Raw genomic sequence first — 4,642 nt, forward strand, 5'->3', positions numbered from 1 at the left:
GTTCGGCGCCCTGCGCCGCCCGGAGGTCAAGCGGATGCGGCGGCCGGCGGTGAGCCTGGGCAAAAGGCGCCCCACCGTGAATCTCGGCAAGCGGCGGGCCACCCCGCTGGGCCGTCGCCCCGCCGCGGCGCGCAGCCGAAAACCCCGGCGACGGCGGCGGGGGCGCGGCCGGGAACGGCCGCGCAAGGTGGACGGAAGGACAGCTATGTCCCTGGTGACCCCGGCGTTGATCGCCGGATTCCTCATCGGACTACTCCTGCTGCGGGTGATCGCGGCCACGCTGGAACACCGGGAGCCGCGACGTATCCGGGTGGCCGCGCCGCGGCCGCGCCCGCTGCGCCGACGGTGAGCCGGGCGGCTGTGGACGGGTGCGCAGCGTACCGCCGGGCCGGTGAATGGCAGGATCGAATCCATGGCTGATGACACCACCACCGCGGCTGCCGCGGCCCCGGCCGGCGCACCGGCGGGGCCGACCACACTCTGGGTCGAGCGGACCGGGACGCGGCGCTATACCGGGCGGAGTTCGCGCGGCGCCGAGGTCCTGATCGGGTCCGAAGGGGTCCCCGGTGTTTTCACTCCCGGTGAGCTGCTGAAGATCGCGCTGGCCGCGTGTTCCGGGATGAGCTCGGATTTCCCGCTGTCGCGGCGGCTCGGTGACGATTACGACGCCACTATCCGGGTCTCCGGTGCCGCCGACCGGGAGAACGAGGTGTATCCCCATCTGGACGAGGTATTCGAACTCGATCTCAGCGAACTCGACGAGGCCGGCCGGGAGCGGCTGCTGGTGACGGTGCAGCGGGCCATCGACAAGGTGTGCACCGTCGGCCGGACCTTGAAGGCGGGCACCAAGGTGACATTGTCGTTCGATATCGATACCGCCGACTGAGCATGGCGCCGCAACCGGATACCGGCCCGGTGCGCCTCAGCGCCTGGGTGCACGGATATGTGCAGGGTGTGGGTTTCCGCTGGTGGACCCGAGCCCGGGCGCTGGAACTCGGGCTCACCGGACATGCCACCAATGCCGCCGACGGGCGGGTGCACGTGGTGGCCGAGGGCTCGCGATCGGCAGCGGAGGAATTGCTGGCGCTGTTGCGGTCGGGGGCCACGCCCGGCCGGGTGGATCTGGTGGTGGAGAGCTGGGAACCGGCTCGCGGCGGGCTGCAGGGGTTCGTCGAGCGATAACGGCGGTCGATCCGGCCGCCGGGAGACGTATCCGCCGATCCTCATCGGCAAGTGCTTGACATTCCATAGTGGGAGGAGCACTCTAAGGTTATTCCACAGTGGAGTGTGGTCGAGCTGTAAGGGGAGCGCTATGGAGATATCGCCGGGAATCCGGGCCTCGGACGCCGAGCGGGATCAGTACGTGCGGGAGTTGGGCCGGCATCTGGGTGATGGCCGGATCGATCTCGCCGAATACGACGAGCGGGTCGCGCAGGTGTACAAGAGCGCGACCCGGGAGGAATTGAAGGGCGTTCTCGCCGACCTGCCTGCAGCCTCCCCGGCGCGGGTGGCCGCGCCGCGCGGCCGGTTCCCGATCTGGCAGCGGATCGAAGCGAGCGCCTGGCTGGGCGTCAGCGTGCTGGTGCTGGTGATCTGGGCGGCGATCTCGCTGGGCGTGGGTGCGTTCACCTACTTCTGGCCCATATGGGTCATCGGCCCGTGGGGCGCGGTGCTGGCAGTACGTGCGGCAACCGGGATCGAGAGCGGCCGCTGCCATCGGCGCACGGTATAACGCCCGGTAGCCTCGGTGGTATCCGGTCGGCGGACGGGCCGGGGCGCGGGCCCCGAGACCACCACCGCCGCCGGCAACCGATCGGCCATCGCCGGTGCGCCGGATAGGGCCTTCGCGTAACGGCCCTATAGCATGGCTGATCGGCCTGTGCGAGGCGGACAGTACATGGAGGCGGAAAGGGTCGTCGGCGTTGCATCTGAAGAGCTTGACGTTGAAGGGGTTCAAATCCTTCGCGTCCGCGACGACCCTGCGGTTCGAACCCGGAATCACCTGTGTGGTCGGCCCGAACGGCTCCGGGAAATCCAATGTCGTCGACGCGCTCACCTGGGTGATGGGCGAACAGGGCGCCAAAGCGCTGCGCGGCGGCAAGATGCAGGACGTCATCTTCGCCGGCACCTCGGGCCGGGCCCCGCTGGGCCGCGCCGAGGTCACGCTGACCATCGACAACTCCGACGGCGCGCTGCCGATCGACTACGCCGAGGTCTCCATCACCCGCCGCATGTTCCGCGACGGCGCGGGCGAGTACGAGATCAACGGCAACTCGTGCCGGCTGATGGATGTGCAGGAACTGCTCAGCGATTCCGGTATCGGCCGCGAAATGCACGTGATCGTCGGGCAGGGGCAGCTCTCGGCCATCCTGGAGTCGCGCCCCGAGGACCGGCGCGCGTTCATCGAGGAAGCGGCCGGGGTGCTCAAGCACCGCAAACGCAAGGAAAAAGCCGTCCGCAAACTGGACGCGATGCAGGCCAACCTCGCCCGCCTCACCGACCTCACCACCGAACTGCGCCGTCAGCTCAAACCCCTGGGCCGCCAGGCCGAAGTGGCGCGCCGCGCGCAGACGGTGCAGGCCGACCTGCGCGATGCCCGGCTGCGGCTGGCCGCCGACGATCTGGTCACCCGGCGCGCCGAACTGGAAAGCCAGCAGAGCAAGGAGGCCTACGCGCGGGAACAGCAGATCACCGTGCAGAGCGAGCTCGACGCGGCGAATGCCGCACTCGCCCAGCAGGAATTCCAGCTCTCCCGGCTCACTCCCAGCGCCGAAGCGGCCGGGCAACTGTGGTTCCAGCTGTCGGCGCTGGCCGAACGCGTCAACGCCACCACCCGGATCGCCGGTGACCGGGCCCGTCACCTCGATACCGCGCCCACCACCAACACCGGCCGCGACCCCGATCAGCTCGAGGCCGAGGCCGACCGGGTCGAGGCCGAGGAGGCCGAACTCCGGGAGGCCGTGGAGATGGCCGCGGAAACCCTCGAGGCCGCCCGGGACGGGCTCGCCGACCGCGAACACGCCGCCAAAGCGGCCGAACAGGCGCATCTGGCCGCGGTCCGCGCCATCGCCGACCGCCGCGAAGGGCTGGTGCGGCTTTCGGGCCAGGTCGAGAACCTGCGCACCAAGGCGCAGTCCTTCGATGCCGAGATCGTCCGGTTGACCACCTCGATCACCCAGGCCCGGGAGCGCGGGGCCGAGGCGCAGCGCGAATACGACAGTGTGCAGGACGAACTGGCCGAACTGGACGCCGGTGAAGCCGGCCTGGACGCCCAGCACGAACATGCCGTCGAGGCGCTCGACCTCGCCGATCGCCGAGTCACCGAACTGCGCGCCGAGGACCGGGAAGCCGGGCGCCGGGTCGCCTCGCTGACCGCGCGGATCGAAGCGCTGGGCATGAATCTGGCCAGCCGCGACGGGGCCGCCTGGCTGACCGAGAATCAGCCGGCGGGGCTGCTGGGACCCCTGTCGGAACTGCTGGGCGTGCACGCCGGTTACGAGGCGGCGGTCGCGGCGGTGCTCGGTCCGGTGGCCGAGGCGGTGGTGGCCGACACCGGGCAGACCGCGGTGAGCGCCGTCCGGGCGCTCGGGAAGGCAGATGCCGGCCGTGCCGCGCTGGTGTACGAGGGTGCGGTCGCCGATACGGGTAGCGATCTCGGTGCCGACCTGCCGGGGGCGGCCCGGCCACTGCGCGATGTGGTGGACTGCCCGGATTCGGTGCGCGCCGCGATGATCGCGCTGACCAGCCGGGTGGTGGTGGTCGACGATCTGGATCGCGCCGCCGAGGTGCTCGCGCAACGTCCGGAACTGCGGGTCGTGACCCGGGAGGGCGATCTGGCCGGCACCGGCTGGCTCGTCGGCGGATCCGATCGCGCGCCGAGCCGCCTGGAGATCCAGGCCGAAATCGATACCGCCGAAGCCGAACTGAAGGCGGCCCAGCGGCACGCCGAGGAACTGGAAGCGAGCCTGGCCGGCGCGCTGGAGGAACAGTCCGACCGCAAGGACGCCGTCGATCACGCCCTGCTGGCCCTGCACGAATCGGACCAGGCCCTCAACAGTATCTACGAACGGCTCGGCCGGTTGGGCGCGGCCGCCCGGGCCGCCACCGCGGAATCCGAGCGGCTCACCGAGCAGCGCGCCGCCGCCGAGACCGCGCAGGAGGAGGCCGTCACCGCGCTCGCCGAACTCGAGGACCGGCTGCGCCGCCTCGAACTCGAACAGGCCGATACCGACGGCGATACCGCCGACGCCGGCACCGAGGCCGCCGCGCTGGCGCGGGAGGAGGCCGCCGCCGCGCTGGCCGAGGCCCGGGCCATGGAGGTCGAGGCCCGGCTGGCGGTGCGCACCGCCGAGGAACGTGCCGAATCGGTACGCGGTAAAGCGGATTCGCTGCGCCGGGCCGCCCGCGCCGAACGGGACGCCCGGGCCCGGGCCGAACGCGCCCAGGCGGCGCGCCGGCAGGCAGCGCAGGTCGCGGCGGCGGTGGCCGAATCCGGTGCCGAACTGACCGCCGAACTGGAACGGGTGGTCGCGGCCGCGGCCGCGCGACGCGACGATCTGGTGCGCCGGCGCCCCGAATGCGCCCCCGCGGTCGATCAGATCAAAGAACGGGTCCGGGCGCTGAGTACGCAACTCGGGCAGCT

4 protein-coding genes and 1 pseudogene are annotated in these 4,642 nt (G+C 71.3%); all 5 read left to right on the forward strand.

What is annotated here, in order from left to right; translation table 11 throughout:
* Nucleotides 1–349, forward strand: a pseudogene (locus QH276_RS16075) (hypothetical protein); the annotation flags it as partial.
* Nucleotides 350–412: 63 nt separating this feature from the next.
* Nucleotides 413–886, forward strand: coding sequence for an OsmC family protein (locus tag QH276_RS16080; protein WP_280401319.1), 474 nt, complete (start codon nucleotides 413–415; stop codon nucleotides 884–886).
* A gap of 2 nt (nucleotides 887–888) precedes the next feature.
* Nucleotides 889–1,182: an acylphosphatase gene (locus tag QH276_RS16085; protein ID WP_280401320.1), complete on the forward strand. Its 294-nt coding sequence runs from the start codon at nucleotides 889–891 to the stop codon at nucleotides 1,180–1,182.
* Nucleotides 1,183–1,312: 130 nt separating this feature from the next.
* Nucleotides 1,313–1,732 (forward strand): DUF1707 SHOCT-like domain-containing protein, encoded by a 420-nt coding sequence (locus tag QH276_RS16090; RefSeq protein WP_280401321.1) that lies wholly within the window; start codon nucleotides 1,313–1,315, stop codon nucleotides 1,730–1,732.
* Nucleotides 1,733–1,922: 190 nt separating this feature from the next.
* Nucleotides 1,923–4,642, forward strand: a 2,720-nt coding sequence (gene smc / locus QH276_RS16095; protein ID WP_280406795.1) for a chromosome segregation protein SMC, incomplete at its 3' end; no start/stop codon positions are given.

It is taken from the genome of Nocardia carnea, from assembly GCF_029869215.1.
GTDB lineage: Bacteria > Actinomycetota > Actinomycetes > Mycobacteriales > Mycobacteriaceae > Nocardia > Nocardia carnea_B.